Source organism: Streptomyces sp. NPDC005566, assembly GCF_040605575.1.
GTDB lineage: Bacteria > Actinomycetota > Actinomycetes > Streptomycetales > Streptomycetaceae > Streptomyces.
The window spans coordinates 161,288-187,720 of record NZ_JBEXDB010000010.1 but is presented as its reverse complement, the minus strand read 5'-3'; the positions used below and the strand labels follow the sequence as shown (position 1 = coordinate 187,720).

The window sequence follows — 26,433 nt, the reverse complement described above, 5'->3', positions numbered from 1 at the left end:
ATGGAGTGGTTCACCGCAGACGGGTACTGGCTCAGCCGGCTGGTCTTCCAGCGGGCGCTCGCTGCCGTCTACCTGGTGGCCTTCCTGTCGGCCGTCCTCCAGTTCCGGGCGCTGATCGGGGCACGGGGCATGCTCCCCGTGCCCGAACTGCTGCGGCGCACCCCCTGGCGGGCGGCGCCCGGCCTGTTCCGCCTCCACTACTCCGACCGCTTCTTCGCGCTCGTCGCCTGGACGGGCTGCGCGGTCTCGCTCGCGCTCCTCGCGGGCCTGGACGGGTTCCTTCCCCTGTGGGCGGCCATGGTGCTGTGGGCGGTGCCCTGGGCCCTGTACCTGTCGATCGTCCAGGTCGGGCAGGTCTGGTACGGCTTCGGCTGGGAGTCGCTCCTGCTGGAGACGGGCTTCCTCGCCGTGTTCCTCGGGAACGCGGACCATGCGGCCCCGGTCCTGCTGCTGTGGCTGCTGCGCTGGCTGCTCTTCCGGGTGGAGTTCGGCGCCGGCCTCATCAAGATCCGGGGCGACGCGTGCTGGCGACGTCTGACCTGTCTGGATTTCCACCACGAGACGCAGCCGATGCCGGGGCCGCTGAGCTGGTTCTTCCACCATTTGCCGAAGCCCGCCCACCGGGTGGAGGTGGCCGCCAACCATGTCACCCAGCTCGCGGTGCCCTTCCTGTTGTTCACCCCGCAGCCCGTGGCGAGCATCGCCGCGGGCCTCATGGTGCTCACCCAGCTGTGGCTTGTGCTGTCGGGGAACTTCGCCTGGCTGAACTGGCTGACCATCACCCTCGCCCTCGCCGCGATCGACTGGTCCCCGCTCGCGGGCCCGCCGCCCGAGCAGTCCGCGCCACCCCTCTGGTACGAGGTCGTGGTCATGGCAGTGACGGCCCTCGTCCTGGTGCTCAGCTACCGTCCGGCACGCAACCTCCTCTCTCGCCGCCAGGTCATGAACCGTTCCTTCGACCCGCTCCACCTGGTCAACACCTACGGAGCCTTCGGGAGCATCAGCAGGATGCGGCTCGAGGTGGTGGTCGAGGGGACCGACGAGGCGGTGATCCACGAAGGCACCCGCTGGCAGGAGTACGGCTTCCGCGGGAAGCCGGGCGACCCGCACCGGATGCCGCGCCAGTTCGCCCCGTACCATCTGCGCCTCGACTGGATGATGTGGTTCGCGGCGCTCTCCCCCGCGTACGCCCGGTCCTGGTTCGGGCCGTTCGTCGAAAGGCTGCTCCGGGGCGACCGCGACACCCTGCGGCTGCTGCGGCACAACCCCTTCCCCGGCACCCCGCCCGCCCATGTCCGCGCCCGGGTCTTCTCCTACCGGTACACGGACCTGCGGGAGTTGCGCGCCACGGGATGCTGGTGGCGGCGGACCTACGTACGGGACTTCATGCGTCCGGTGGCCAGGCCCGTACCGCTGCGGCCCCAGCGGCGGACATGAGAATGCCCCGGCCCCCGCGGGTTCCGATGCGGGGGCCGGGGCTCAGCTCTGTACGACGCTGTGGCGCGAGCGGTCAGTCGATGCCGGGCAGGATGTGCGGCTCGGCGAGATCGTCCTCGTAGCCGGCCAGCCGGATCGGCGCCGACCTGGCCCAGACCTCGATGTTCCGGAGCTTCTCGGGCCGATGGGCCCGCGCTCCGGTCCGTTCGGCGGGGCGCTGCTCGCTCTTCGTCATTTCAGGTGTCACCGCGGACTCCTTTTGTGTCGCGTAACCCCGGGCGGTGGCGACGCTGCGGCGTGAGAACCGTCGGTCGACCGCCCTCTGCGGGGCAAGGGGCAGAAACAGTTCGGTCGCGGTGGCGCCGGTACGGGGCGGGACGGCGGCCTGCTTACAGACCTGTCCCAGGACGGCCGAGGAAGTTTTGTGGATCCCTTGGTGGCGTCCGTTCAATTCAGAGTAACCAAATGAGCGCGATCCCGCTCGACAGAACGTGTGGCCTGGGTCACTTTCAGCCAACGGGGGTCACCACACGTTCCCCAGGAATCACACAGCGGGACAAAAGCGGCGGCGGCCCATGGGTGTGGGCCGCCGCCGGTCTCACTGTCCTGCTGTTCCGCGCGCAGAGGGTGGGTGCGGTCACCAGCCCGCGGGCGCGTAGTCCTTCAGGAAGCAGCCGTAGAGCTCCTCGCCCTCTTCGCCGCGCACGATCGGGTCGTAGACCCGGGCGGCGCCGTCGATGAGGTCGAGCGGGGCGTGGAAGCCCTCCTCGGCGAGGCGGATCTTGTCGGGGTGAGGACGCTCGTCCGTGATCCAGCCGGTGTCGACAGCCGTCATGAGAATGCGGTCCTTCTCGAACATCTCCTGCGCGCTGGTGCGCGTGAGCATGTTCAGGGCGGCCTTGGCCATGTTGGTGTGCGGGTGACCCGCACCCTTGTACCCACGGCTGAAGACGCCCTCCATCGCGGACACGTTCACCACGTAGGCGCGCTTCGTCGCCGCGGCCATCGCCGGGCGGAGCCGGCTGATCAGGATGAAGGGCGCCGTCGAGTTGCAGAGCTGTACCTCGAGGAGCTCGATCGGCTCGACCTCCTCGACCGTCTGGATCCAGCTGTTGGTGTCGTGCAGATCGGGCACGAGGCCGCCCGCGTCGATCGCCGTGCCTGCGGCGATACGGGCGGGCGAGGCGGATCCGGTGACCAGGGCGAGATCGGTGACGTCCTGGGCGCTCAGGCCCTCGCCCTGCTTGCGGGCGGCGGGGAGCGCGGCGACACGGTCGACCGTGCCGCTGCCGAAGGTGCCGATGACCTGCGCCGCGGGGAGCTCGCCCGCGGGCAGCGGGGCGGACTCGGCACTCAGCAGCTCGCTGTAGGCCTGCGGGGAGCGGCGCACCGTCTGGGCGGCGTTGTTGATCAGGATGTCCAGCGGGCCCTCTGCGGCGACGGAGTCGGCGAGCGCGACGACCTGCGCCGGGTCGCGCAGGTCGATCCCGACGATCTTCAGCCGGTGGATCCACTCGTCGCTGTCCGGCATCGCCTTGAAGCGGCGGATCGCGTCGTTGGGGAAGCGGGTGGTGATGGTGGTGTGTGCGCCGTCGCGCAGCAGCCGCAGCGCGATGTACATGCCGATCTTGGCCCGGCCGCCGGTGAGCAGCGCCCGGCGCCCGGTGAGGTCGGTGCGGGCGTCGCGCCGGGCCCGGTTCTCCGCGGCGCACTTCTGGCAGAGCTGGTGGTAGAAGGCGTCCACCTCGACGTAGCGGGTCTTGCAGATGTAGCAGGACCTGGGGCGCTGGAGTATGCCCGCGATCTCGGCGGTGGCGGAGGACGACGGGAGCACGCCCTGCGTCTCGTCGTCGATGCGCTCGGCGGAGCCGGTCGCGGTGGCCTCGGTGACGGCCTTGTCGTGCGCGGTCTTGGCTGCCCGGCGCTCCTGCCGGCGGCGCTGCTTCACGGTGCGGTAGACACCGGCGGTGGCCCTGCGTACGGCGATGGCGTCCGGGTGGTCGACCTCGATGGTGTCCAGCTCGTCGAGCACGCTCAGGCAGACGGCCAGCCGCTCCGGGTCGATACCGGGACCGACCTCGTCGATACCGGGAGCGAACTCCTGGCTGTCCTGTGTCACCGTCATTGCCGTTCCTCTGTTACTCGTCACTCGTGCCGCTGCAGGGCTTCGGTGGGGAGGAGGTCCGGCCGGGTGCCGGCGGGGGCCGGCGCGCTACGGGCCGAATGCCCCGGTCAAGTCTGCCATGAGTCGGGCGCTGCTCCGTTCGGGTCGGCCGGCCCCGCCTCTCTACCCCTCCTCGGCGGAGAGCGGGGTGGCGATGTCCTCGAGGGACTTCTGCGCGGCGGGGACCGCGAAGAAGAGCGCGACCAGGCCGGCGGCCACCATCAGCCCGGCGCCGATGGAGAAGGCCAGGGCCGTCTCGCCGACCACGCCGCTGGACGTGAGTTCTGCGAAGACCAGGGGGCCCGTGATGCCGCCGGCCGCCGTGCCCACGGCGTAGAAGAAGGCGATGGCCATGGCCCTCGTCTCCATCGGGAAGATCTCGCTGACGGTCAGGTAGGCGGAGCTGGCGCCCGCAGAGGCGAAGAACAGGACCAGGCACCAGCAGCCGGTCATGGTGGCGGCGTTGAGCGAGCCTGCGTCGAAGAGCCAGGCGGTGGCGAAGAGCAGTACCCCGGAGAGGATGTAGGTCCCCGCGATCATCGGCTTGCGCCCCAACGTGTCGAAGAGCCGGCCGAGGAAGAGCGGTCCCAGGAAGTTGCAGAACGCGATGACGGCGAAGAAGTAGCCGGTGGACCCGCTGGAGACGTCGAAGAACGTCACGAGGATCGAGCCGAATCCGAACGTGATGGCGTTGTAGAGGAAGGCCTGCCCGATGAAGAGCGCCAGCCCGAGAACCGCCCGCTTGGGATAGGAGCGGAAGACGGTGCGGGCGATCAGGCCGAAGCCGACGCTCTGGCGCCGGCGCACGGTGATGGTCCGGTCGGCGCGTGGCAGAGGCCGGCCGGTCTCCTCCTCGACCTCCCGCTCCACGCCGTCGACGAGCCGTTCCGCCTCCTCGTCACGCCCGTGGATGAACATCCAGCGAGGGCTCTCCGGTACGTGGCGGCGGACCAGCAGGATGACGAGCCCGAGGACCACGCCCAGCGCGAAGGTGAGCCGCCAGCCGATGTCCTTGGGAAAGATGTCGGTGTTCAGTGCGAGGACGGAGAGCAGGGAGCCCGCCACGGCCCCGAGCCAGAAGCTGCCGTTGATGATGAGGTCGACACGCCCCCTGTACTTGCTGGGGATCAGCTCGTCGATGGCGGAGTTGATCGCCGCGTACTCCCCTCCGATCCCGAAGCCGGTCAGGAACCGGAAGAGGAAGAACCACCACGCCGAGAAGGAGACCGCGGTGAGCGCGGTGGCGCCCAGGTAGACGGCGAGAGTGATCATGAAGAGCTTCCTGCGCCCGAAGCGGTCGGTCAGCCACCCGAAGACCAGCGCACCGGAGCATGCGCCCGCCACGTACAGCGCGGCGGCGATGCCGGTGATCTGGGCGCCGGTGATGGCCAGTCCGCTGCCCTCCTCGGACAGCCGGCTGGCGATGCTGCCGACCACCGTGACCTCGAGGCCGTCGAGGATCCAGACGGTCCCGAGGCCGATCACGATCATCCAGTGCCAGCGCGACCAGGGGAGCCGGTCCAGCCTGGCCGGGATCCTGGTCGTGACGGTCGTCCCACCAGCCGCGCCGGTGTCACTCATGGGCCCCTCCTCTGTTCCGGAACACCACAGGTGCCCGGAATGAGGCGCGGCTCACACATCGGTTCAGGATGCGCTCGCCAAATCCCCCTGAAACGCCACATATCGTTACACCTGATGGCGGTAATCCCCTCAGTCAGCCGCCGGCGTGGAAAAATCTCGGGATTGGGTGGCATCAATCCCGGATACCGGGGCATGCGCCCGTCACCACACCGGATCCAGGGGAGGGCGACACCATGACGGCCATGTCAGTGCGAACCACCGAGGCAGTCGGCACAGCCACGGCACGGTACGACGAGGCCGGTGCGGGGTCCGCGGAGTCCTCACTGCCGCAGATCGAGGACACGGGGAAGGTCGCACCCCAGGACGCGCGGGCCATGTCGAAGATCTTCTTCGACCGGCTCCAGGTCCTCGAGGAGGGCACCCACGAGTACCAGTACGCGCGCAACACGCTGATCGAGATGAATCTCTCGCTGGTGCGCTTCGCCGCCTCGCGCTTCCGCAACCGGGGCGGTGACGACACCGAGGACATCGTCCAGGTGGGCACGATCGGCCTCATCAAGGCGATCGACCGGTTCGACCTCTCGCGCGAGGTCGAGTTCGCCACCTTCGCGGTGCCGTACATCGTCGGTGAGATCAAGCGGTTCTTCCGCGACACGACCTGGTCGGTCCATGTCCCGCGCCGGCTCCAGGAGCTGCGCGTCGAGCTCGCCAAGGCCAAGGAGCACCTGTCCGCCGAGCTCGACCGCGACCCCACGGTGCGGGAGCTCGCCGCTCATCTGGATCTCCCCGAGGAGGAGATCATCGAAGGGCTGGTCGCGGCGAACGGCTACTCGGCGGGCTCGCTGGACACCCCGAGCGCCGACAGCGACTCCGGCAACGACCAGCGTTCGTACGCCGATCTCCTCGGCGAGGACGACCCGGCCATGGAGAGCGTCGAGAACCTGCAGACATTGGCCCCGCTGCTCGAACAGCTGGACGAGCGGGAGCGGAAGATCGTACAGATGCGCTTCGGCCAGGAGATGACGCAGTCCCAGATCGGTGCGGAACTCGGCGTCTCCCAGATGCACGTCTCGCGGCTGCTCAGCAGGATCGTGCAGCGACTGCGTACGGGTATGTGCATCGAGGCCTGAAAAACGAGCACACCCTGTGACCGATGCCCGGCTGACCAGCCGGGCATCGGTCACATATGCTTCCAGGCGTCATGGCACGGGTCGCCCCGTGCCATCCGTCGAGGGGGTGGAGCGTGGCCGAGCTGCCGTTGGGCACCTCTCTACGTGCGAAGGAGCCCACCGGGGTCCCCGCACAGCAGGGCTTCGCCACCGCCGCCGCGTCCGCCTGGGACGTCGGCGCGGCCGCGATTCTTCTGGTCGAGGACGACTCCGGGGACGCTCTGCTCGTCGAGGAGCTGCTGGCCGACAGTGAGCTGGACTCCTCGCTCACCTGGTGCAAGTCCCTGGCCGAGGCGCGGCTCTTCCTTCGGTCCTGCCGCACCCCGGTCTGCGTCCTGCTGGATCTGCATCTGCCCGATGTGCACGGCCTCGATGCCGTCAGGCAGCTCGTCGAGTCGGCACCTGATGCCGCCGTCGTCGTCACGACGGGTCTGGACGAGGCCGAGACGGGACTGTCCGCGGTGGCGCACGGCGCGCAGGACTACCTCGTCAAGGGCCGAATCGATCCCGAGGCGCTGGGCCGCGCGGTCCGATACGCCCTCCAGCGCAAGCAGGCCGAGCGGTCGGCGTCCGCGATGCGGGCGAGTCAGCTGATAGCCCAGGAGAACGCCCGGCTGGAACGCGCGCTGCTGCCCATCCCGCTGCTGCGCGACGACAGTTTCGCCGTCGCCGCACGCTACGAGGCGGGCCGTGCCCACGGATTGCTGAGCGGCGACTTCTACGACGTGGTGCAGACCGCCGACGGTGCGGTGCACGCCGTGATCGGCGATGTGTCGGGGCACGGTGCCGCGGAGGCCGCGCTGGGTGTCTGCCTTCGGGTGGCATGGCGCACCGCCGTGCTGACCGGGGTCACCCAGCTCGAGAAGATCAGCCTCCTGGAGCAGATACTCGTCGCCGAGCGGTCCGATCCTCATGTCTTCGCCACCGTCACGGCGCTCGTCTTCCCGCCGGGCCGGGATCGGGTCCGGATCGCGCGGGCCGGTCACCCCGGCCTCCTGCTGCGCCGCGGCACGGAGGTCAGCTGGGTGGAACCCCAGGCCGGCATGGCGTTGGGACTCCTGCCCGGCGTGGGCCGCTGGACGGTCTCGGAGATGGACCTCGCCCCGGACAGTGAACTCGTCCTGTTCACCGACGGCCTGTTCGAGGGACGCACGGGGCCGCACTCCCGGCTCGGCGAGGAGGGGCTGCTGGCCATGGCCCGTCGGCACGGGGGCCTCGCGCCCCGGGCCTTCGTCGACGCCCTCGTCGCCGAGGCCACCGAGAGTGCCTCGCCGTACGGAGGGCTGGCCGACGACGTCGCCGTCCTGCATCTGGGCTGGCGAGCGGACGCGTGACGAGGCAGGACAGTACGGCCGGGACGAACGAGCGACCGGGCCGGTTCGCACGGCTGTCGGTGCAGAACTGGGTCCACCTGATCCTGGCCGGCTTCGTCCTGATGGTCTGCGGGTGCCTGGTCGTCGGCGGCCTCGTCCTCTCCCGAATCTCCGACCGGACCACGGAGCTGGTGGACCGTATCCAGCCCGCCCGCGCCTGGTCGTACCAGTTGCAGAACTCCCTCCTGGACCAGGAGACCGGGGTGCGCGGCTTCGCGCTCACCGGCGACGCGTCGTTCCTGGAGCCGTACGAGGCGGGCGTGCGGGCCGAGCGGGACAGGCTGGACCGGCTCCGCGCCCTCGTCGGCGACGAACAGCCCTTCGCCGGGGACCTGGGCCGGATCGAGGAGGCGTCCCGGCAGTGGCGTCTGCTCCGGGCCGAGCCTCTGATCGCCCGTGTCCGCGAGGCCGGGCCCGCGGGTGCGTCCTCGGATCCGATCCGGCGGAGCAAGTCGGAGTTCGACACGCTGCGTCGGCTGTACACGGCGCAGCAGTCCCATCTGGACGTCGCACGCGATCAGGCCCGTGCCGATCTCGGTGTGGCGCGCACGACCCGGAACCGGGTGCTCCTCGCGCTGGTGGTCGGCTTCGTGCTGGCCGTCGTATCGCTCAGTCTGCTGCTGCGCCGGATGGTGGGCCGGCCTCTCGACGCACTGACCGCGGCGTCGGACACGGTCCGGTCGGGCACGTTCGCCGGAAAGATCGAGGTCCGCGGTCCGTCCGACGTACGAGCGGTGGCTGCCGCGGTGGAGGACATGCGCCTCCGCCTGGTGGCTGAGCTCGCCGAGTCCCGGGAGCGGGAGACCCTGCTGGCCGAACAGGCCGAGGAGCTGCGCCGGTCCAACTCCGAGCTGGAGCAGTTCGCCTACGTCGCCTCGCACGACCTGCAGGAGCCCTTGCGCAAGGTCGCCTCCTTCTGCCGGCTGCTGGAAAAGCGGTACGGCACGGAACTGGACGAACGCGGCAAGCAGTACATCGACTTCGCGGTCGACGGCGCCGTGCGGATGCGGGTGCTCATCGAGGATCTCCTCACCTTCTCCCGGGTGGGACGGGTCCACGAGAGCTGGAAGCCCGTCGATCTCGACCGCTCGCTGGACCGGGCCCTCGCCAATCTCGCCCTGGCCGTCGAGGAGTCGCAGGCCACCGTCGTGCGCGAGGACCGGTTGCCTGAACTGCTCGGCGACGCGACGGCGCTGACCATGGTCTGGCAGAACCTCATCGGCAACGCGGTCAAGTTCCGCCGTCCGGATGTGCCGTGCCGGATCACCGTCGGATGTGTGCGGGAGGGCGAGGACTGGCATCTGACGGTCGCGGACACCGGCATCGGGATCGCGCCGGAGTTCTCGGACAAGGTGTTCGTCATCTTCCAGCGTCTGCACGACCGTGACGCCTATGAGGGCACGGGTATCGGGCTCGCCCTCTGCCGCAAGATCGTCGAGTTCCACGGTGGCCGGATCTGGCTGGACCCGGACCCGGACGAAGGCACGCTCGTCCACTTCACCCTGCCCGTCCTCCCCGAGGCCCCCACGCACACCACGGCGGAACTGCTCGCGCCAGCCCTGATCAGCACGCAGTCGGCGGGCTCCCCGTGAACCACCGGGCCGGCACGGCAGATCGGCGACTTCTCCATGAGCGTGGTAAGGACGCCCCGTCGTGCGTAAGATCTGAGAAATCTCCCGGAGTGGGATCTCTCGACGCGGGTAGACGAACGGCGAGAAGAGGTCTTCGACCTCCCCTGCGGCGCCCTGGCTGGAGCACATGAACGAACAGGCCACCTCACGGCCGGACGACCCCGTGCAGGGGTCTACGGTCACGGAGGTTCTGCTCGCTGCCGAGGTGTTCGACGGCGAACCGGGATGCATCGCGCAGGCCCGCACCCTGGCCGACCGATTCCTGGCACGGCTCGCGGCGGAATGGCTCGCGGTCCTCGGTGAGCACACCCGCAGCGATCTGATGCTGGCGGTGAGCGAACTCGTCACCAACGCGGACCGCTACAGCCACGGCCCCTACCTGCTGGAACTCGAGGGGAACGCGGACCGCATCAGCGTCACGGTGTACGACAGCAGTACGGCGCTCCCGGTCCTCTACGCCCCTGATCCCGCCCGTCTCGGCGGGCACGGCATGGAGATCGTTGTGGCGCTCTGCGACCGCGTCACGGCCGAGCGGGTCCCTGTGGGCAAGCGCATCCGGGCCGAGTTCCAGCTCAGTACCTGAACCTGCGGCGGCGCCCCGCCCCGGACCGTGTGGCCCGGGGCTCGCTGCCCACGTCGAAGGAGAGCGAACGTGCCGAGCGGATGTCCTCGGCGGTGAGGTACGTCCTGGACTGCTCCGCCCCATCGAGCCGGGCCGACTGGATGGAGCGGTCGGTGTCCGAGGTGCCGGGAGCGTGCACGGTGAACGAACCCCGCGGGTAGGAGCGGCGGTCCAGGGGCAGGTCGACCCGGTCGAAGGCGGGCGTGGACAGGCCCCAGGTGTCGGTGTCGGGCTGGACCGGGAAGATCCGAGCGAGGAGAGCACGTCCCAGGCGGACATGGTGACCACGTCGTCGTTGCCCGTCGTGCCGGTCGGGGTGTCGGTGAAGAGCGTGGGCCCACCATGGACCACGTCGGTCGTCTTCGACGGTTGCCCGGTCGACAGGTAGGTGCACGGGGCGCTCAGGTCGGGCTCGTTCTGTGGGATGTACGTGTCGGCGTCGTAGTAGTCGTACGGGCCGTTGACCCACACCTCGCGCACCGTCTTCGCCGCGTCGGCGAGCAGCTGCTCGTACGCGAAGAAGGAGTCGAGGCGCTCGTTCGTCACGTCCGTACCGCCGATCAGACCGACGAGGCCAGGAAGGTCCTGCGGGACGAGCCACGGGTAATGCCAGGACGTGCCCTCGTGCCCTCGTAAAGCCCTCGCGTCAGGCCGTCGTCGCGGGAGCGGAAGTAGCCGGTCGAGCTGTCGAAGATCCGGTGGTAGTTCTGCGCACGCTCCCGGTGACAACGGGCATCGTGGCCGAGATCGGCGGCCCTCTCGCCGAGCATCGCGCCCGACAGCCGTACTCGAGGGTCGCGGAGCCGAAGGTTCACGGCACACAGAACTCGGCGGCAGCACTCACCCGCAGTCGGTTTTCTCCCGTTCCTCCGGTTTCGGGTACTCACCGCAGCGGACGGTCAGCGCTCCGTGTGTCCCACGGCCCATCTTCTGAGGGCTGAGGCTAGGAGGACTACCGTCGAGAGGAGGACGTAGGAGTGATGTACGTACTACTGGAGCAGTACGCCGAATCGCCGCCTCAAGGACGACGACTGGGCGGCTCCGACAGGACATCGTGGTGTACATGAGTTCCCTTGCGTTGTCCGTGCTGCTGTCACTGATCTCCGCGGTCGCCTATGCGGCCGGGGCGATCGTCCAGGAGCGCGTGGCCGCGGGCGGTCACGACCGCCCGTACGCACCGGTGCGCAACGCCGTCTGGTGGGCGGCCGTGGCGCTCAACGGTGTGGGCGCGGTGCTGCACGTGGTGGCACTGGCCTACGGGCCCCTCAGCCTCGTCCAGCCGCTCGGCGCCCTGACCATCGTCTTCGCCCTCCCGATGGCGGCGCTCTTCGTCCGCCGCAGGGCGGGGAAGACCGCCTGGCGCGGTGCGATCATGGCCACGGTCGGACTGGCCGGCCTGCTGGCCCTCACGGGGAGTGCGGGCTCGCACACCCTGGCGGGACCCGAGCAGCTGGTGCTGGCCGCCGGGACGTTCGGTGCGGTGGCGGTCGTGACCGTTCTCGCCAAGGGCCTGCACCGCCCCATGGCGCGCAGCGTGGTGCTGGCCACGGGCGCCGGTGTGGCCTTCGGAATGGCCTCGGTGTTCACCAAGACCGTGGCGATGGAATGGACGTCCGGCTCGGTGGGGTCGGGGCTGCCGACGCTTCTGGTGATCGCGGGCCTGGCCGCCTCGGGGCTGCTCCTCTCCCAGGCCGCCTACCGGGGCGCCGGGCTGACCGCTCCGCTCGCGACGGTCACCGTGGTCAATCCGGTGGTCGCCGCAGCCGTGGGTCTCACGCTCTTCGGGGAGCAGTTCCGCTACGGCATCACCGGCACGGTTCTGGCGCTCGGCTGCGGTGCGGTGGCGGCGGGCGGGCTGGTCCTGCTGACCACCCAGAGGCTTACCGCGGAGCGTACGGGGGCCCGGCATCTGGCGTCGCAGCGGTCGGCGGCCGATGCGGACGGTGACGAGCCACAGGCCCACGGGAACCGGCCCCTTGTGGTCCCCGAGGCGCCGAAACCCCTGCCCTCCCCCACGAAGGCGGCACCGGATCCGTTTCCGGCACCGACCGCCCTGCCGCTGAACCACGCGACGGGGCGTGTCGAGTTCAAGGGGGAGCGGGAACGGCCGTTGGCAGGCCCTGCCCGCCGCGGCGACTTAGCCCGCCCGGAACGGAGCGCACCGGGGCCGTACAGCGGAGTTCAGATGCTGACGCCGCCTGCCCTGAGATAGGCGAGCGGGTCGACGTCGGAGCCGTAGCCGGGGCCGGTCCGGATCTCGAAGTGCAGATGCGGGCCGGTGCTGTTGCCGGTGGATCCCGAGCGCGCGATCCGCTGGCCGCTGCCCACCTGCTGGCCCTCGCGCACGTGGAGCGAGGACAGGTGCGCGTACTGGCTGTACCTGCCGTCGCTGTGCCGGATGACGACCTCGTAGCCGTAGGCTCCCGCCCAGCCGGCCGAGACGACCTTCCCGGACGCCACGGCCTTGACCGAGGTACCGGTCGGCACGGGGAAGTCGACGCCCGTGTGGTAGCCGCTGGACCACGAACCCGCCTGGTGGTACGGGGTTCCGGTCCGGGCCGTCACGGGTGCGGTGAGGCCGGAGTGCTGCTTGGCCGACTGCTTGGGCTTGGCGACCGGCTTGGCGGCCTGCTTGGGCGCGGCCTTCTGAGCAGCTTTCGCTTCATCGGCCTTCTGAGCGGCCCGCTGCTTCGGCGCGACCTGCTTCGAGGCGTCCCGCTCCCGGCTCGCCGAACCGGCGCGCTCCCCCCGGGACCCCTGCGTCGCTGCGGGTTCGGCGGTCTTCGGCGTCTCCGCCACCTCGAGGCTCAGCCGCTGTCCCGGCAGGATGAGGTCGGGGTCGTCGCCGACGACGGCACGGTTCGCCGAGTAGAGGCGCTGCCAGCCGCCCTGGACCCGTTCGGTCGCGGCAATGCCGGAGAGGGAGTCGCCACGGGCCACGGTGTACGACTCGCGCTTCCCCGGAACAGCGGTGGGCGATGCGGACGCCTTGCCCGCCCGGGTGTCCGGGGCGGCCTTCGCCGAGCCGGACTGCGGTGCGGTTCTCGGTGCGGCCTTCGCACCCGTCTTCGCCGCGTCGGCGGCTGTGCGTTTCGTCTGCGGGGCGATGTCGGGGGCGTCGCCGCCCCGTGTCAGCCCGGCCCGCACCGAGCAGGCCGGCCAGGCGCCGGGCCCCTGCCCCTCCAGCACCTTCTCGGCGATGGCGATCTGCTGGTCCTTGGTGGCCAGGTCGGCGCGCGCGGCGTAGGCCGTGCCGCCGAAGGCCGCCCAGGTCGAACGGGTGAACTGCAGGCCGCCGTAGTAGCCGTTACCGGTGTTGATGTGCCAGTTGCTGGTCGACTCGCACGCGGCGACCTTCTCCCACACATCGGTCGAGGCTGCTCCTGCCGAAGCGGCCGTGAGGAGCGGTAGCGCGATGCCCGCGCCGCCCGCCGTGACCGTGAGCGAGGCACGGTTGATACGGCTGGGCTGATATCTGCGGTGCCGTCCGTTCGCGGCCATGACTTGGCTCCCCCACTGACAGTAGGACACGTCGCAAGCGGCCAACTTAGGTGCAGACGACGGGTGGTGACAAGTCAGTGGCCACTGCGCGGTCGCCCACGCCCTCTGCCGCGGCACCCCATTGACAGAGCCTTGCCCGGCCAGCGACGCTGTGCCGAGCACACCGGGAGAGCGCTCTCCAACGAGGCGCGGGTGAGGGGCAGGGCCGCATGACGGATGAAGAGATCGACCGCCTGCTGGAGAAGCTGGACCTCGGGCAGAAGGTACGCCTGCTGACGGGCTCCACCACCTGGCGGACACACGGGGAACCAGCTGTCGGTCTGCGCCCGTTGACGTTCTCCGACGGGCCCGCAGGAGTACGGGGTGAGGCCTGGGACGAACGGGAGACCTCGCTCGTCCTGCCCTCGCCGACCGCGCTCGGCGCCTCATGGGACGAACGGCTGGTGACCGAGCTGGGTGCGCTGCTCGCGGCCGAGGCCCGCGGGAAGGGCGTCGATGTCCTCCTCGCCCCCACACTCAACCTGCACCGCTCGCCCCTGGGCGGGCGGCACTTCGAGTGCTTCTCCGAGGACCCGCTGCTCACCGGGCGCACCGGGGTCGCACTGATCAGGGGCATCCAGTCGGGCGGCGTGGCCGCCACCGCCAAGCACTTCGTCGGCAACGACTCCGAGACCGACCGGCTGACCGTCGACGTCCGGATCGACGAGCAGACCCTGCGCGAGGTCTACCTCGCCCCGTTCGAGGCGGCCGTCGAGGCAGGCGTGTGGGCGGTCATGTCCGCGTACAACCAGGTCAACGGCTGCACCATGGCCGCATCCCCGCTGCTGGACCGGCCCCTGAAGAGCGAGTGGGGATTCGACGGACCCGTGATCTCCGACTGGGGCGCGGTGCGCACCCTGATCGACACCGCGGGCTCGGCACAGGACCTGGCCATGCCGGGTCCCTACAGCCCATGGGCGGCCGGCCTGCTCGCCGCCGTGGAACAGGGCCTCGTGGACGAGCAGTTGCTGGACGACAAGGTGCGGAGGCTGCTGCGGCTGGCCGGCCGGGTGGCTGCGCTGGGCCGCCCGGAGCTGGTGTGGCGTCCCGCGGTCTCCCCCGTGGCCCAACGCGCCCTGCTGCGCAGGGCCGCCGCGGCGGGGGCCGTCCTGCTGCGCAACGAGGGCGGGCTCCTGCCGCTGGATCCGGCGGGGTTGAACAGCATCGCCGTGATCGGGTCGCCTGCCCGCGACGTACGGATCCAGGGCGGGGGCAGCGCGGAGGTGTTCCCGGCCTCCGTCGTGTCACCGCTGGAGGGCATCCAGCGGGCGGTGGGCGGCGGCACACGGGTGACGTACGCCCCGGGTCAGGCGCCCGCCGCCCTGCCGAGACCCCTGGACCGGTCCTGGTCCCGTGATCCACGCAACGGCGAACCGGGGGTACTCGTCCGGCTGCTGGATGCTGCGGGCGCCGAACTCCACGCGGAGCACCGGCTGTCCGGCCGGATCGTCGAGCCGTCGGTGAGGGTGGACGGAGCCGAGACGGTGGAGATCCGGACGCTGGTCAGGCCGGACACCGGCGGGAAGTGGACCTGGGCGGTCGGCGGCTGGGGGCCTGTGTCGTTGAGCGTCGACGGCCGGGAGGTGCTCGGTGGGACGTTCCCGCTCGACAGCGACGACCCGACGCGTGTCCATGTCGCCCCTCCCTACCGGCTGGCGGAGGCGGTACTGAGGGCGGACACCGAGGTCGAGGTCGTCGCCCGGCGCGGCCTGGCGCCGGGGACGGGTGTGGCGACGGTGCTGGCGGCGGCTCCCCCGGCGGGTGACGACGACGCGGCGCTCGCGGCCGCCGTGGCCGCGGCGCGGTCCTCGGATGTCGCGGTGGTCGTCGTGGGCACCACCGAGGAGAGCGAGTCGGAGGGCCACGACCGCGAGGGACTCAGCCTGCCGGACGGCCGGGACGATCTCGTCCGGGCGGTCGTACGGGCCAACCCGCGCACGGTGGTGATCGTGAACTCCGGCGGCCCGGTGGCCCTTCCGTGGCACACCCTGGTCCCCTCCCTGCTGTTGGCCTGGTTCCCCGGCCAGGAAGGCGGCGACGGGCTCGCGGACGTCCTGTTCGGCCGTACCGAGCCGGGGGGCCGGCTGCCGACCACGTGGGGCGTCGCCCAGGAGGACGTCCCGGTGCTCACGACCCGCCCGGACGAGGGGGTGCTGCGCTACGAGGAGGGGTCCGACATCGGCCACCGCGCCTGGCTGCGGTCGGGTACGGCACCGGCCTACTGGTTCGGGCACGGACTCGGCTACACGCAGTGGAGGTACGAGGTGTTGTCGCCGCCGGAGAGGGCGAGGGCCGGGGATGCCTTCGACGTACAGGTACGGCTGTGCAACACAGGAAGGCGGCGCGGGCGTGAGGTCGTTCAGCTCTACCTGTCCCGGCCCGCCTCCGGGACGGAGCGGCCGGTGCGCAGGCTGATCGGTTACGCGGCGGTCGAGGCGGATCCGGGGCAGAGCGCCGTGGCGACGGTCCGGGTCGCGGGAAGGGCGACGGCCCACTGGTCGACAGCACGGTCGCGGTGGGAACCGGATCCCGGCGAAGTCCGGCTGCTCGCCGGTCGCTCGGCCGGCGACCTGCTGCTGGAGGCGGAACTCACGCTGGGCGAGCCGTCGTCCGGACGTGGACCCGTCGAGAGGGGAGAGCGCTCTCCGCAACTGCTCCGCTGATGCTATAAATGCGCTCATGACGGATGACCAGCGATCGGCCGGTGCGGCACCCACCCTGGAGGACGTGGCGAGGGCGGCCGGCGTTTCGCGCGCCACCGTCTCGCGGGTCATCAACGGAGTGCGCAATGTCGACCCAGGGATCCAGGAGGCCGTGCGTCAGGCCGTCTCCGTCACCGGATACGCGCCCAACCGCGCGGCGCGCTCCCTGGTCACGCGCCGGGCGGACGCCATCGTCCTGGTCGTCTCGGGTGCGGGGGTCGAGACGGACGACGAAGGGGACGGAGCGGGGGCGGCCGACGGGCGCTCCTTCACCGCCCGCGTCTTCGCCGACCCGTTCTTCGGCCGGGTGGTGACAGGAGTCGTCAACTACCTGCGGCCGAGGGGGATGCACCCGGTCCTGATGTTCGCCGAGACACCGCGGGCCCGGGACGAGGTGGTGTCCTACCTGCGACAGGGCAGCGCCGACGGGGCGCTGATCGTGTCGACCCACGCCGAGGACCCGCTGCCGGGACTGATCACGGACGCGGGACTGCCCGCGGTCCTGTACGCGCGTCCCGCCCGGCCGGTACGGATCAGTTATGTCGATCTGGCCCACCGGGAGGGAGCCGGGCTCGCCGCCGAGCATCTGCTGGCGCGCGGCTGCCGTCGGATCGCCACGATCACCGGCCCGCTGGACGTGCCTGCGGGACAGGAGCGTCTGGCCGGCTTCCGGGACACGATGGCGCGGCGCGGACACCCGTACATCCCCATCGCCGAGGGACAGTTCACCCAGGAGAGCGGCGAGGCCGCGATGGAACGGCTGCTGACGGAACACCCCGATCTGGACGGGGTGTTCGCGGGAAACGACCTGATGGCCATGGGCGCCTGCCATGTCCTGCGGGAGCATGGCAGGCGGGTACCCGCGGACGTGGCCGTGATCGGCTTCGACGACAGCAGCGCGGCCTCCGCCTGCAGGCCGCCGCTCACGACGGTGCGGCAGCCGGTGGAGGACATGGCGGCGGAGATGGCGCGACTGCTGCTGGACCGCCTCGCGTCACCGGACAGCCCGGCGACCTCGGTGATCCACGAACCGGCCCTCGTGGTGAGGGATTCCGCATGATGCTCCGGCCGGGCCTCCGGTGAGCTCCTGGCCGGCGGGCCGACGGTAGGGGGTACGGATGTGCACGGCGTCACCCCGAAGGGCTTACCATCCTGTGCCCTGACAGATCGTCGTCTCCCGAGGAGCATCTGCACTCATGCGCATGACCCGACTCACCACCGCCGTCCTGGCCACCGCACTCGGCTTCACCGGTGCGCTCGTCACCGCATCGAGCGCCGGCGCGGCCCCGCTCGGATGCCAGTACAAGGTCGTGTGGCCGACCGCCGGGGTGTACGAGAACCCGAACCCGAACAGCGTGGTCGTCAAGACCAAGCACGCCGGTGACATAGTCGGCGCTTCGACCTGTGAGGGCGCGGGCTACAACGAGTACAGCTACGCGATGGTCACCACCGATGCGGCGGCCGACGGCCGGGGCTGGATGCGCGTGGAGGCGCTCGTCCAGCTCTGACGACCGATCACGGACTCCTCGCCCTTCGGAAGGCGTACCCGGCTCCGCCCGGGTAGCCCCCCGACGGGCCGGGGTGTCCCACCGACGGCCCTCGGGCCCCATCGCCTCGCACGAAGGGGCCCCGGACCGCTTCGCCCCGGCGTCGGCGCGACGTGCACCACCACGGCCGCCGGGCGGTCCGGCTCAGCCCGCCGCAGTACGGCTGCGCAGCGCGGTCGCGGCTGTCCGGGCCGGGCCGGGCGCGTTGTTGGGATCCGGAGCCGTCGCGGGCCGGCTGCCGCCGCGGGCCAGGAAGTCGGACAGGGGCAGGGTCGCGGCACCCACCGTGACCGCGTCCGGACCGAGGTGACCCATCTCGATCGTGGTGCGGGCCACCGCGTGCCTCAGCGCGTACTCCTGGGCGTACCGCCGGATGTCCGGGAGCAGGTGGGGGCCGATCAGCAGCCCTGCCCAGCCGCCGAGCAGGATCCGGTCGGGCAGGAACAGGTTGACGAGGTCGGCCAGGGCGGCTCCCAGGTACTCGGCCGTCTCGTCCAGGATGGCGACCGCCACCGGGTCCGGGGCGGTGCGGCCAGGACCCGGGTAGGCGGCGGCCAGGAGCGCGGCGAGGGCGGCCTCGTCGTCGGTGTCCGCGGGCAGCGGGCCGCCGGCCTCGTGCCAGCGCTCACGCATGGCCTCCGCACCGGCGTACGCCTCCAGGCATCCGATCGAACCGCAGCGGCAGCGGCGGCCCCGCACCTGCACGGTGGTGTGGCCCCACTCCAGGGCGGCGTTCGACAGGTCCTCGTCGAGGATCTCTCCCCGGTTCACGCTGGCGCCCACGCCTGAACCGATGAGGGCGATGGCCGCGACTTCGGCGCCCCGGCCGCCGCCGAACCACATTTCGGCCTGCCCCAGCGTCTTGGCGCCGTTCTCGATGAAGAACGGCACCTCCGGCGGTACGTCGACGGCGTCGCGGAGCATCCGCTCGAAGGGGACCGCGCTCCAGCCGATGGTCTGGCCGTGCACGACCGCGCCCCGGCCGTCGGCGGCTCCGGATGCCTCGCGTTCGACTATGCCCGGCACTCCGATGCCGATCCCGAGCAGCCTGGCCGGGTCGGCACCCGCGTCGCGCAGGACGTCGGCCACCCCGGTACGGACGTGCCTGACGATGCGGTCGACGTCGTAGCCGTGCTGGGCGAGCAGGCGTTCGGTGCGGGCCAGTTCCGTGAGCGACAGGTCGAAGAGCTCGACGCGCACCCGGGTCTCACCGATGTCGATGCCCACGAGCAGGCCGCCACCCGGGGCGATCCGCAGCAGGGTACGGGGGCGCCCTCCGTCGGAGTCGACGATTCCGGCCTCCTCCAGGAGACCCTCCGCGGCCAGCTCGGCGACCACGTTGCTGATGGAGCCCGAACTCAGCCCCGTCGCGGGACCGAGCTCCTGACGGCTCAGCGGGCCGTCGAAATACAACCGTTGCAATACCCTCGCCCGATTGCCCCTTCGCAGGTCACGCACGGTCCGTCTGCTGCGCTCAGCCATGTTGCTCCCTTCGTTCCGGAAACATACCCCGCCCTCACCCCTTGACGCACACTTCCTTCACCTCTTAAATCACGTCATAAATTAAGTGAAGGACGGCCGTTCGGGTCTCGAACGAAGCCATCCCCGGAAAGGGGCCACCTTTCATGCGTCACCTCAGAGCCGCAGCAGCAGTCACCCTCGCCATGTCCGTCGCGGCCGGAGTCACCGGCTGCGGAGGCGGCACGTCGTCGTCCGGCGGCAGCAACGAGTCACCCAAGACCCTCACGTACTGGGCGTCCAACCAGGGCCCCAGCATCGAGGCCGACAAGAAGATCCTCACTCCCGAGCTGAAGAAGTTCGAGAAGGAGACCGGGATCAAGGTGAAGCTGGAGGTCGTCCCCTGGGCCGACCTGCTGAATCGGATCCTCGCCGCGACCACGTCCGGGCAGGGCCCCGACGTGCTGAACATCGGCAACACCTGGTCGGCCTCGCTGCAGGCCTCCGGCGCGCTGCTCCCGTGGGACGACAAGAACTTCGAGGCGATCGGCGGCCGTGACCGCTTCATCGACTCGGCCGTCGCCTCGGCCGGCAAGGAGGGCGAACCGCCCGCCGCCGTACCGCTGTACTCGCTGGCGTACGCGCTCTACTACAACAAGGCGATGTTCGCCGAGGCCGGCATCACCGCGCCGCCCGCCACCTGGGACGAACTGGTCGCCACCGGCAAGAAGCTGTCGAAGGACGGCAAGTGGGGGCTGGGCGCCGAGGGCGCGAACCTCTCGAACAACATCCACCAGGCCTTCGTCCTCGGCCAGCAGCACGGAGCCGACTTCTTCGACGCGTCCGGCAAGGCGACCTTCACCTCCGACGGTGCGGTCGCCGCCGTGAAGCAGTACATCGACCTGATGGCCAAGGACAAGATCATCGCCCCGGGCAACGCTGAGTACGCCCAGAACCAGTCACTCACGGACTTCGCCAAGGGCGAGACGGCGATGGTGCTGTGGCAGGCCGCCGCGACCACCTTCGCCGCCCAGGGCATGAAGCCCGAGGACTGGGGTGTCGCCCCCGTCCCCGTGGAGTCGGGCGCACCCGGCACGGGCAAGAACACCAACTCGATGGTCGCCGGCATCAACATGGCCGTGTTCAAGAACACCAAGAACATCGACGGCGCCAAGAAGTTCGTGAAGTTCATGACCAGCGACGAGGAGCAGAAGCTCCTCAACAAGACCTACGGCGCGATTCCCCCGGTCAAGGCGGCCCAGGCCGACCCGGCGTTCTCGGCCCCCGACCTGAAGGTCCTGCGCGACACGCTCGCCACAAGCGCCGCCCCGCTCCCCCAGGTCCCCAACGAGTCGCAGTTCGAGACCGCCGTGGGTACGGCGATCAAGGAGCTGTGGGCCGAGGCCGCCGCAGGGAAGCCGATCACCACCGAGACCGTCAAGGCGCGCCTGGACAAGGCCCAGCAGACGATGCAGCAGTGAGGCACTCTTCATGACCGCCGTGACCACCGATCCCCAGGTCGACAAGTCGGACAGGGTGACGAGCACGGGCACCGGGGGTGCGCGCAGGAGACTGCCGCGCATCCCCGACCGGATCCGCCGCGGCGGACTGCCCTATCTCCTCCTGCTCCCCGCCGTCCTGCTCGAACTGCTGATCCACATCATCCCGATGGCCATCGGAATGATGATGAGCTTCCGCCAGTTCACGCAGTTCTACATCAACAACTGGGCCGGGGCGCCCTGGACCGGACTCGACAACTACAGCATCGCCGTCGACTTCAACGCCCCGATCGGCGAGGCACTGCTGCACTCGTTCCTCGTCACCTGTGTCTTCACCTTCTTCTCCGTCGGCCTGGCCTGGCTGTTCGGAGTCGCCGCAGCGATCATGCTGCAGGAGAACTTTCGCGGCCGGGGCTTCCTGCGGGCGGTGTTCCTCGTCCCGTACGCCCTGCCGGTCTACGCGGCCGTCATCACCTGGGCCTTCATGTTCCAGCGGGACAACGGGCTGGTGAACCACGTGCTCCATGACCAGCTGGGGCTGACGGACGAGCCGTCCTTCTGGCTGATCGGCGACAACAGCATCTACGCGCTGATCATCGTCTCGGTCTGGAAGGGCTGGCCGTTCGCCTTCCTCATGCTGATGGCAGGCCTGCAGAACATCCCGCGCGAGCTGTACGAGGCGGCCTCGATCGACGGCGCCGGCATCTGGCAGCAGATCCGCAAGATCACGCTTCCCTCGCTGCGGCCCGTCAACCAGGTACTGGTGCTCGTCCTGTTCCTGTGGACGTTCAACGACTTCAACACGCCGTACGTGCTGTTCGGGAAATCCGCGCCGGAGAACGCCGACCTGATCTCGATCCACATCTACCAGTCGTCGTTCGTCACCTGGAACTTCGGCAGCGGCTCGGCGATGTCCGTGCTGCTGCTCCTCTTCCTGCTGGTCGTCACGGCCGTCTACCTGTTCCTCACCTCACGCGGAAGGAAGGGCTCCCATGCCTAGCCACGCCCGGTCCCCCATGGCCGCGCCCCCGTCCTTCCTCTGGACCCGCCGTGTCGTCCTGACCCTGCTGGCGGCCTTCGTCCTGCTGCCGGTGTACGTCATGGTCAGCAGCTCGCTGAAACCGCTCCAGGACGTGTCGGGGAAGTTCCAGTGGATCCCGTCCGCGCTGACCATCCAGCCGTACTTCGACATCTGGGAGACCGTCCCGCTCGCCAAGTACTTCATGAACTCGCTGATCGTGGCGGCTTCCGCGACGGTGCTCTCGGTGACCATCGCGGTGTTCTCGGCCTACGCCGTGAGCCGCTACAGCTTCCGTGGCAAGCGCGTCTTCACCGTCACGGTGCTCTCCACACAGATGTTCCCGGGGATCCTCTTCCTGCTCCCGCTGTTCCTGATCTTCGTCAACATCGGCAACAGCACCGGCCTCGCGCTGTACGGCTCGCGCGGCGGCCTGATCCTCACCTACCTGACGTTCTCGCTCCCCTTCTCCATCTGGATGCTGATCGGCTACTTCGACTCCATCCCGAAGGACCTGGACGAGGCGGCCCTGGTGGACGGCTGCGGCCCGGTCAGGGCCCTGTTCCAGGTCGTCGTGCCGGCCGCGGTGCCGGGGATCGTCGCCGTGTCGGTCTACGCGTTCATGACCGCCTGGGGCGAGGTGCTCTTCGCGTCCGTGATGACCAACGACGCCACCCGCACCCTGGCCGTGGGACTCCAGGGATACGCCACCTTGAACGACGTCTACTGGAACCAGGTCATGGCGGCGTCGCTGGTGGTCAGCGTGCCCGTCGTCGCGGGATTCCTGCTCCTGCAGCGCTACCTCGTCGCCGGACTCACCGCGGGCGCCGTCAAGTGACCGAAACGGAAAGGCAGTCATTGAACAGCCTCAACGCCCTCCCGGCAGACTTCGTCTGGGGCGTCGCCACGGCCGCGTACCAGATCGAGGGAGCGGTGTCCGAGGACGGCCGCTCCCCCTCGATCTGGGACACCTTCTCGCACACCCCCGGCGCCATCGACAACGGTGACACCGGCGACGTGGCCTGCGACCACTACCACCGGGTCCCCGAGGACATCGGCCTGATCAAACAGCTCGGCGCGGAGGCCTACCGCTTCTCGCTCGCCTGGCCTCGGATCGTGCCGGGCGGAGACGGACCGGTGAACAAGGCGGGACTCGACTTCTACGACCGGCTGGTCGACGGTCTCCTGGACGCCGGGATCACCCCGTTCGCCACGCTCTACCACTGGGACCTGCCGCAGGCCCTGCAGGACCGCGGCGGCTGGACCGTCCGCGAGACCGCCGAGCACTTCGCGGCGTACACCTCCGTCGTCGTCGAGCGCCTCGGCGACCGGGTGAAGGACTGGGCGACCCTCAACGAGCCGCTCTGCTCGGCGTGGGTCGGCCATCTGGAAGGCCGGATGGCACCGGGTCTCACCGACCTGACGGCCGCCGTCCGCGCCTCGTACCACCTGCACCTCGGGCACGGTCTGGCCGTGCAGGCGATCCGCGCGCAGTCCCCGGACGCCCGTGTCGGCATCGTCAACAACCTCAGCCCGATCGAGCCGGCGAGCAGCAGCGAGGCCGACCGCGCCGCCGCCCTCCGTGCCGACGGCCACGTCAACCGCTGGTGGCTGGACCCCATCCACGGCCGGGGCTACCCGCAGGACATGGTCGACCTGTACGGGGTGGAGCTGCCCGTGCAGCCGGGTGACCTGGAGACCATCGCGGCGCCGCTGGACTGGCTGGGCTTGAACTACTACTTCCGCCAGGTCGTCACCGCCGACGAGCGCGGACCTGTACCCAACGCCAAGCAGATCTACCTGCCGGGCTCCCGGCACACCCACATGGACTGGGAGGTCCACTCCGACGGGCTGGAGCAGCTGCTGCTGCGGCTCACCGAGGAGTACGGCTCACAGCGCATCTACGTCACCGAGAACGGCTCGGCCTACCAGGACGTCGTCCAGGCCGACGGCTCGGTGCACGACCCGGAGCGCACCCGGTACCTGGAGGAGCACCTGGAGGCCTGTGCCCGCGCCGTACGCAAGGGCGCACCGCTGGCGGGCTACTTCGCCTGGTCACTGCTCGACAACTTCGAATGGGCCTACGGATACGACAAGCGCTTCGGCCTGGTCCACGTCGACTACGCCACCCAGCGCCGCACGGTCAAGAGCAGCGGCCGGCGCTATGCGGAGCTGATCCGCGAGGCCTCGGGCGGCAGGCCCCGCAAGGCGGCCTGAACCCGACGCCCGACCACGGCCGAAGCCCCCGGACACGGCATCCACGGATGCCCGTGTCCGGGGGCTTCGGCCGTTCGGCACACCGTCGGGCGGCACTCATGCGGACGGTCCCCGACGCATATGCTCACCGTATGGAGCAGAGTGAAGTCCTCAAGCGAGTGATCGGCATCCTCACGGAGGCGGGCGAGATGCAGCGCCACGCCGAGGAGGACGCGAACGGGCACGACCCGGACGCGGGCGGAAGCATCGTGACGACTCTTCTCAACGAGACGATGCCCCACATCGCCATTCCCGGAGACGCGACCGTCGAGGAGATGGCCCTTCTTGTGGGCAGGGAAGTAGGCGGCGCCGTCGAACAACTGGTCGGTGCATTCACCCTGGCCTTCATCGCGCTCGCTCAGGTCCACGACTCCGGCCAGGGAGAGGTGACGTCCGCCGACGTCCTGCAGGACCTCGCCCTGCGCGCCGAGGAGCTGAGCTCCGACGACGACGGCCCCGAGGATTCCCCCTAGGCCTTCTCGTTCGGACCGTACGGGCCGCAGCGCCCCGGTGTCCGGGCGACGACCCCCAGATGACAGCAAGAGTCCGCGGCGGGCCACGGATCTCCGTGGCCCGCCGCGGACTTCCCTGCCGCACCGACAGCGGGGAGAGAGACGGCGCGGCAGGTCCTACGAGCGGTCAGCTCCGGTAGACGCCGAACTCGTAGAGCGAATAGCCCCAAGGGGTGCCACGTACCGACGTGTTCACGCGTACGTAGCGTGCGTCGCCCGCGACGTCGATGTCATCGATGCCGCCGTTGCCCTCGGTGACGGTGTGCACGGTGGTCCAGTCCTGGCCGTCGTCCGAGGTCTGCAGGGTGTAGCCCTTGGCGTACGCCGCCTCCCAGGCCAGTTGCACGTGGTTGAACGAGGTCTTCGCCCCGAGGTCGACCTGCAGCCACTGCTGGTCCGCCCAGTCGCTCGCCCAGCGGGTGTCGAAGGAACCGTCGACGGCGTTGCCGGCGGGGCAGGGGCAGCCGACGCTGTCGGGCTGGAAGGTGGAGGCGGTGGCCGGCCTGCCCGCCGCCACGTTCGTACCGCCGACCTCCGGGGGTACGACGGCGAAGGACTTCGTCTCGATGCCTACGTTGCCCTTGCCGTCCGACGTCTTGATGTAGACCTTCCACACGCCGAGCCGGTCGGGTGCGGTGACCTCGAAGGTGCCGTTGCCCTTGTCCGTGAACCGGGCATTCGTCAACTGACCGTTGTCGTCGATGTACTTGCTGCCGAACAGCACCTGGTGCGTGAGCGCGTCACCGTCCGGGTCGGAGATCGAGGCCTTCACGGTGAACGGCTTGCCCGCCTGGACCGCCGAGGGGTTGTCGACCGTCATCCCGGTGATCACGGGCGGCGTGTTGTCGCCCGAGGTGTCCGCTCCGTACGCCTCCTTCACCGCGTAGTACGAGAGCCTCTTCTGGCCCGCCGGGAGCAGGTTGAACCAGACGCCGCCGAAGTCGTACTCCGTGCCGTAGTGGAAGAGCGTCGCGCCGAGCGCCACTCCGCTGTGCCCCGTGATGCACTGCCAGGCCCTACCGTAGCCCTCGGCCTTGGCCACGTCGGTCGGCTCGTCCGGTACGCCGTTGGCGTCGTCCGGGACCTCCCACTCGCCGGCGGGGCCGCCCTCGGTGACGATGTAGGGCTTGTCGAAGCCCCCGTCCTCCCAGGTCCGGCGGATGTCACAGACGGCGTCGTAGGAGTTCACGGCGTACAGGTCGAGGTCGGGCGCGTTCTTCTTGTAGTACGGCCAGGCGCCGGTCCACGCGTCCGTCGAGGTGACGGGGTGGTCGGGGTCGACTGCGTGGATCCTCTTGGTGATGTCGTTGACGAACGTCGTGTACGCGTCGCGCTGCTGCTCCAGGGCGTCACCGCTGTAGCAGTTCTGCAGACCGAGCACGGACTCGTTGCCGACGTTCCACATCAGGACACCCGCGTGGTCCTTGTAAGCCTCCACCCACTTGGGGAACTCGGCGAGCATGTTGTTCTTGTATTCGGTGTCCGTCAGGTAGTTGACGCACCCGCCGCTTCCCGGGCCGCCGCCCGGCTGGAGCCAGAACCCGGCGATGACCTTGATCCCGTTGTCGGCGGCGCTGTCGAGGAGGGGTTTCGTCGTGGCGTCCGTGCCCCAGGTGCGTACGGTGTTGACGCCCATGGACTTGACGTCGGGCATGTATTTTCCGGCGTCGGCGACGGCGGGGCCCCAGGTGAGGCCCTTGACCGTGTACGGCGAGCCGTCGACGGTGAGACGCCAGGCGCCCTGAGATCCTTCGACTTTCACCACGCTTCCGGCCGCCTGCGCTGCGGGCACGGGCATGACGGCCGCTCCGGCGGCGACGAGGGCGGCCACGGTGAGGCGGGCCGTCGTGCGCCTGCGGCCGTGGGCCGACAGGCTGAGATGTGGCAACTTCATGGGGGGAGACACTTCCTTGCGGGAGTCGTA

The 26,433-nt window shown here is 70.0% G+C and carries 20 protein-coding genes and 1 pseudogene; 14 read left to right on the top strand and 7 right to left on the bottom strand.

What is annotated here, in order from left to right:
- Positions 1-1,437 carry a lipase maturation factor family protein gene (locus tag ABZS61_RS18240; RefSeq protein WP_356421577.1) on the top strand — a complete coding sequence of 479 codons (1,437 nt, stop codon included), beginning with the start codon at positions 1-3 and terminating at the stop codon, positions 1,435-1,437.
- A gap of 73 nt (positions 1,438-1,510) precedes the next feature.
- On the opposite strand, the gene ABZS61_RS18235 is transcribed toward ABZS61_RS18240, so the two are convergent.
- The 3 genes from ABZS61_RS18235 to ABZS61_RS18225 all read right to left on the bottom strand — a co-directional run bounded on the left by ABZS61_RS18235 (position 1,511) and on the right by ABZS61_RS18225 (position 5,182).
- Positions 1,511-1,684, bottom strand: coding sequence for a hypothetical protein (locus tag ABZS61_RS18235; protein ID WP_329215559.1), 174 nt, complete (start codon positions 1,682-1,684; stop codon positions 1,511-1,513).
- A gap of 390 nt (positions 1,685-2,074) precedes the next feature.
- The gene (locus tag ABZS61_RS18230; protein ID WP_356421570.1) at positions 2,075-3,562 is read right to left on the bottom strand and encodes an SDR family NAD(P)-dependent oxidoreductase; all 1,488 of its coding nucleotides are present in this window, start codon (positions 3,560-3,562) and stop codon (positions 2,075-2,077) included.
- Between the two features lie 162 nt (positions 3,563-3,724).
- Positions 3,725-5,182: an MFS transporter gene (locus ABZS61_RS18225; RefSeq protein WP_356421567.1), complete on the bottom strand. Its 1,458-nt coding sequence runs from the start codon at positions 5,180-5,182 to the stop codon at positions 3,725-3,727.
- Between the two features lie 233 nt (positions 5,183-5,415).
- Here ABZS61_RS18225 and ABZS61_RS18220 point away from each other — a divergent pair, with 233 nt between their 5' ends.
- The 4 genes from ABZS61_RS18220 (at position 5,416) to ABZS61_RS18205 (ending at position 9,938) form a co-directional block, all read left to right on the top strand.
- A complete protein-coding gene (locus ABZS61_RS18220; RefSeq protein WP_356421564.1) occupies positions 5,416-6,312 on the top strand; it encodes an RNA polymerase sigma factor SigF in 897 nt (298 codons plus the stop codon).
- Positions 6,313-6,425: 113 nt separating this feature from the next.
- Complete coding sequence (locus tag ABZS61_RS18215; protein ID WP_356421561.1) at positions 6,426-7,685, top strand: SpoIIE family protein phosphatase; 1,260 nt, start codon at positions 6,426-6,428, stop codon at positions 7,683-7,685.
- A 101-nt stretch (positions 7,686-7,786) separates the two neighbouring features.
- Positions 7,787-9,316: a CHASE3 domain-containing protein gene (locus tag ABZS61_RS18210; RefSeq protein WP_356421827.1), complete on the top strand. Its 1,530-nt coding sequence runs from the start codon at positions 7,787-7,789 to the stop codon at positions 9,314-9,316.
- A 166-nt stretch (positions 9,317-9,482) separates the two neighbouring features.
- Positions 9,483-9,938, top strand: a complete 456-nt coding sequence (locus tag ABZS61_RS18205) for an ATP-binding protein (RefSeq protein WP_356421558.1) — start codon at positions 9,483-9,485, stop codon at positions 9,936-9,938.
- On the opposite strand, the pseudogene ABZS61_RS18200 reads toward ABZS61_RS18205, so the two are convergent.
- A pseudogene (locus tag ABZS61_RS18200) lies at positions 9,928-10,750 on the bottom strand (glycoside hydrolase domain-containing protein); the annotation flags it as partial. The gene ABZS61_RS18205 and the pseudogene ABZS61_RS18200 overlap by 11 nt on opposite strands.
- Positions 10,751-11,040: 290 nt before the next feature.
- Between ABZS61_RS18200 and ABZS61_RS18195 the strand changes: the two are divergent.
- Positions 11,041-12,189: a DMT family transporter gene (locus tag ABZS61_RS18195; RefSeq protein ID WP_356421555.1), complete on the top strand. Its 1,149-nt coding sequence runs from the start codon at positions 11,041-11,043 to the stop codon at positions 12,187-12,189.
- Here the strand turns inward: ABZS61_RS18195 and ABZS61_RS18190 are convergent.
- Positions 12,159-13,478, bottom strand: a complete 1,320-nt coding sequence (locus ABZS61_RS18190) for a peptidoglycan DD-metalloendopeptidase family protein (RefSeq protein ID WP_356421552.1) — start codon at positions 13,476-13,478, stop codon at positions 12,159-12,161. The two genes, ABZS61_RS18195 and ABZS61_RS18190, sit on opposite strands and share 31 nt — an antisense overlap.
- 209 nt (positions 13,479-13,687) lie before the next feature.
- On the opposite strand from ABZS61_RS18190, the gene ABZS61_RS18185 reads away from it, so the two are divergent.
- The 3 genes from ABZS61_RS18185 (at position 13,688) to ABZS61_RS18175 (ending at position 17,727) form a co-directional block, all read left to right on the top strand.
- The gene (locus ABZS61_RS18185; protein WP_356421549.1) at positions 13,688-16,180 is read left to right on the top strand and encodes a glycoside hydrolase family 3 C-terminal domain-containing protein; all 2,493 of its coding nucleotides are present in this window, start codon (positions 13,688-13,690) and stop codon (positions 16,178-16,180) included.
- 16 nt (positions 16,181-16,196) lie between these two features.
- Positions 16,197-17,279 carry a LacI family DNA-binding transcriptional regulator gene (locus tag ABZS61_RS18180; protein ID WP_356421546.1) on the top strand — a complete coding sequence of 361 codons (1,083 nt, stop codon included), beginning with the start codon at positions 16,197-16,199 and terminating at the stop codon, positions 17,277-17,279.
- Between the two features lie 136 nt (positions 17,280-17,415).
- A complete protein-coding gene (locus ABZS61_RS18175; RefSeq protein ID WP_356421543.1) occupies positions 17,416-17,727 on the top strand; it encodes a glycosyltransferase in 312 nt (103 codons plus the stop codon).
- A 183-nt stretch (positions 17,728-17,910) separates the two neighbouring features.
- Here the strand turns inward: ABZS61_RS18175 and ABZS61_RS18170 are convergent, their stop codons facing one another.
- On the bottom strand, positions 17,911-19,248 hold the full coding sequence (locus ABZS61_RS18170; protein WP_356421540.1) for an ROK family transcriptional regulator: 1,338 nt from the start codon (positions 19,246-19,248) through the stop codon (positions 17,911-17,913).
- A 143-nt stretch (positions 19,249-19,391) separates the two neighbouring features.
- Here ABZS61_RS18170 and ABZS61_RS18165 point away from each other — a divergent pair, with 143 nt between their 5' ends.
- From ABZS61_RS18165 to ABZS61_RS18145, 5 genes are all read left to right on the top strand, one after another.
- Positions 19,392-20,705 carry a sugar ABC transporter substrate-binding protein gene (locus tag ABZS61_RS18165; RefSeq protein WP_356421537.1) on the top strand — a complete coding sequence of 438 codons (1,314 nt, stop codon included), beginning with the start codon at positions 19,392-19,394 and terminating at the stop codon, positions 20,703-20,705.
- 10 nt (positions 20,706-20,715) lie between these two features.
- A complete protein-coding gene (locus ABZS61_RS18160; RefSeq protein WP_356421534.1) occupies positions 20,716-21,723 on the top strand; it encodes a sugar ABC transporter permease in 1,008 nt (335 codons plus the stop codon).
- A gap of 16 nt (positions 21,724-21,739) precedes the next feature.
- Positions 21,740-22,579 (top strand): carbohydrate ABC transporter permease, encoded by an 840-nt coding sequence (locus tag ABZS61_RS18155; RefSeq protein WP_356421823.1) that lies wholly within the window; start codon positions 21,740-21,742, stop codon positions 22,577-22,579.
- A gap of 20 nt (positions 22,580-22,599) precedes the next feature.
- Positions 22,600-23,958 (top strand): GH1 family beta-glucosidase, encoded by a 1,359-nt coding sequence (locus tag ABZS61_RS18150; RefSeq protein ID WP_356421531.1) that lies wholly within the window; start codon positions 22,600-22,602, stop codon positions 23,956-23,958.
- 131 nt (positions 23,959-24,089) lie between these two features.
- Positions 24,090-24,470, top strand: coding sequence for a hypothetical protein (locus ABZS61_RS18145; protein ID WP_356421529.1), 381 nt, complete (start codon positions 24,090-24,092; stop codon positions 24,468-24,470).
- 166 nt (positions 24,471-24,636) lie between these two features.
- Here the strand turns inward: ABZS61_RS18145 and ABZS61_RS18140 are convergent, their stop codons facing one another.
- The gene (locus ABZS61_RS18140) at positions 24,637-26,403 is read right to left on the bottom strand and encodes a discoidin domain-containing protein (RefSeq protein WP_356421526.1); all 1,767 of its coding nucleotides are present in this window, start codon (positions 26,401-26,403) and stop codon (positions 24,637-24,639) included.
- Positions 26,404-26,433: the final 30 nt, after the last annotated feature.